Annotated in this window: 3 protein-coding genes; all 3 read left to right on the forward strand. The window is 48.9% G+C overall.

All coding sequences use genetic code 11. The features are described 5' to 3' along the window. On the forward strand, positions 1-1786 hold a 1786-nt coding region (locus tag V3S16_RS09800; protein WP_413884505.1), incomplete at its 5' end, for a flagellar hook-length control protein FliK. Between the two features lie 35 nt (positions 1787-1821). After that, the gene (locus V3S16_RS09805; RefSeq protein WP_413884506.1) at positions 1822-2496 is read left to right on the forward strand and encodes a flagellar hook assembly protein FlgD; all 675 of its coding nucleotides are present in this window, start codon (positions 1822-1824) and stop codon (positions 2494-2496) included. 184 nt (positions 2497-2680) lie between these two features. Next, on the forward strand, positions 2681-2896 hold a 216-nt coding region (locus V3S16_RS09810), incomplete at its 3' end, for a flagellar basal body protein (RefSeq protein WP_413884507.1).

The following is a 2896-nucleotide window of genomic DNA, read 5'->3' on the forward strand; positions in this document are numbered from 1 at the left end:
AAGAAAAATCATGAACGCGATGATCTTGAAACTAATTTCTTCGGTAGCAAATCAAAAAACAGCAAATCACGGCCAGGGCTTAAAATCAGCCCACGGCCGTGGTGATCTTTTTGCCGGCATTTTGAAATCCTTAAACACTGCTCACGGCCAGGGCTTAAAATCAGCCCACGGCAGTCGTGATCTTTTTGCCGGCATTTTGAAATCCTTAAACACGGCCCCCCCAAAGTCTTCCCTCAGGGCCAAGACGCCTTGGGGAGCCGGAGCGCCCATAAACAAAAACCGCTATCATACCTATCTTGAATCGTTGCGCAAAACACTTTTGGCCCAGGGAAAACCATTAAATAAGGTCGCTTTAAAGAACGAAGATCTTGCTTTAATTAATAAGTTTCTGCGGCAGTGCGGTTTTTCGAAGGAGAAAGTGGACCAATTTTTAAAGGAACTGGCGGAGAAGAGCCCCGGGGGGCAAATTAATCTTGCCCGTTTTTTTCAAGAGGCAACGGAGCTTGCCGGTCCCCAAAACAAAAAAGAACAAGGCCGCTTCCTGGAACAGGCGGCCGTTCCCCACCTTGAATTGATCCTGAGGGATTTTGGACTTACGCCCCAAGCACTGGAACGGGTCTATAGTGCCGCCAGGGTTGCAGGCGGGCGTCTGGATCCGGGTAAATTTGTCGCAAAATTGAAACAGATCAGCAAGCATATAAACAAAGAAGCACCGGATGCCGCCGCTGTAAAGATAGATCAGCAGCTGGCGGACAAATTGAAGATGCTGGGTATTCACATGCCTGCCAAAGCCAAGAGCGGCTCGATTACACTCAAAAATTTCATAGCATCGCTGGAGCAGATGGCAGGCGGCTCGGATGGACGGCATAAGCTGCCGCCTGAGATGCAAACTACCATGGAGCAGATATTGGCAAAGGTGGTAGTGCCCGGTGAAAAAACCCAAATCACAGTCTCTAAGCCGCTTGTTTTCAATCCTGAATTAACTGATTTTAATTCCCGGGCCCAGACAAAAAAAGGTGCTAAATCAGTTGAAAAAGAGCAGCGTTTATCAGCGTTCAAGCCGGCCGGCCGGCCGGGAGCAGACGAGAAGTTTCCAGCTTTTGCAGATGAAAAAGGCAAGTTGAATGCCGACAGCAGACCCCCGGACCTAAAACATGCTAATGCGGACCGAGCCGTGGATCCGGTTTCCGAATTTAAAGGCGGCCGGGGCTCAAAACCTGGTATTAATACCGAAAGTTTCAATATACAATCGCAAACAATCGCAAACAACATCAGCCCGCAAATGGCCGCGGCTGTCATTACGGAAGCGGTACGCAGCACCGGGCAGCACCAGAAGCCTTTTCAGGATTTCTTGCCGACTTATCTGGTTGATCAGGTCGGCCGGCAGCTGTCCAGGGCTCTTCTTAGAGGTGACCGGGTCATCAGGTTGCGGCTGAAACCGCCGGAGCTGGGAACATTGAAGATCGAGATGGATATTAAAGACAATGTTTTAAGGCTCGGTATGATAGTCGAGAACAGCGCGGTAAAGGAACTTCTACTTTCCAGCGTCCACGAACTGAGAAATGCCCTGACAGAGCAGGGGGTAAAGATCGAAGGGCTGGATGTTCAGGTCGGTCATGACTCCAGCCATTTTTTAGCTAATTCGGAAGAGGGTTTAAAGGAGAGGCAAAGATTTATAAAGGAGCAAGAGCGGGGGCCGTTGGCCGAAGAAATCATGATGGACGATTCGGTAGCAGGGCTCCGTAACAGGGCCTTAGGCGACCGTTTATTAAATATAGTGGCATAAGGAGAGACCTTTGAAAGAGGAAAAGGAGTAGCGCAATGTATATAAATCAACTCTTACCGACTAGTAATCAATCCGTTAATACCGCTGTGGAGACATCACGCGAAAAGGAATTGGGACGGGATGCTTTCCTGAGACTGCTGGTTGCCCAACTCCAGCATCAGGATCCCCTTAACCCCATGTCATCGTCGGATTTTACGGCCCAGTTGGCGCAGTTCTCCAGCCTGGAGCAGTTATTTAGTATCAATGACAAGCTCGAGGTAATCAAGGAAGTCAAGAACGAACGGATCCCTGAGAACCTCCTCGATTATATTGGAAAAGAGGTCAAATCGGCTGAAAACAACATTACCGTGTACGATGGCAAAAGTTCGCAAGGTTCATATACATTAGCCGCGCCGGCGGATGTAATTATAAACATATTTGACAGCCAAGGATCGGAAATTAGAACAATCTACAAACAGGACCAGGACCCCGGAGAATATAACTTCTATTTCGACGGTAAAGACAATAATGGCTATCCGGTCGCGGACGGCGATTATACCTTTAACGTCCAGGCGGTTGATAATCAGGGCTTCCCGGTCGTGGTAGATTCCGGCTTATCAGGAAAAGTGACCGCCGTTGCCTATCAGAGCGGTATCCCTTACCTGGTGGTCGGGGATCAACTGGTTAACCCGCAGTACGTCACAGAGGTCAGACTGAGTGAAACACCCTAACAAGGTTCAGAGGTTCAGGGTTCAGAGGTTGAAAGGTTCAGAGGTTCAGGGGTTAACCCAGAACGCAGAACCCGGAACGCAGAACCTAGAACGCAGAACCCGGAACGCAGAACGGTGAAACTAATTCGTCCAAGCACCTTTCGACTGACTTTCAGTCGGAACAGAAATGAAAGGGAGTAAAATTATGTCGATATCAAGCTCCTTATATACCGGTATGAGCAGTCTTTTCGCCCTGGAGGAAAAATTGGGAACAATTGGAGATAATCTTGCAAATATCAACACAACCGGATTCAGGGCCAATCAGGTAAGTTTTGAAGACATCCTTTTTGAGGCGACCAACAGCGGTAGTGTCAGGCTGAGTCCGGCCGGGATCAAAAGTGATTTTTCCGAAGAGGGGGCC

It is taken from the genome of Candidatus Desulfatibia sp., assembly GCF_036446775.1.
Taxonomy (GTDB): Bacteria; Desulfobacterota; Desulfobacteria; order Desulfobacterales; family UBA11574; genus Desulfatibia_A.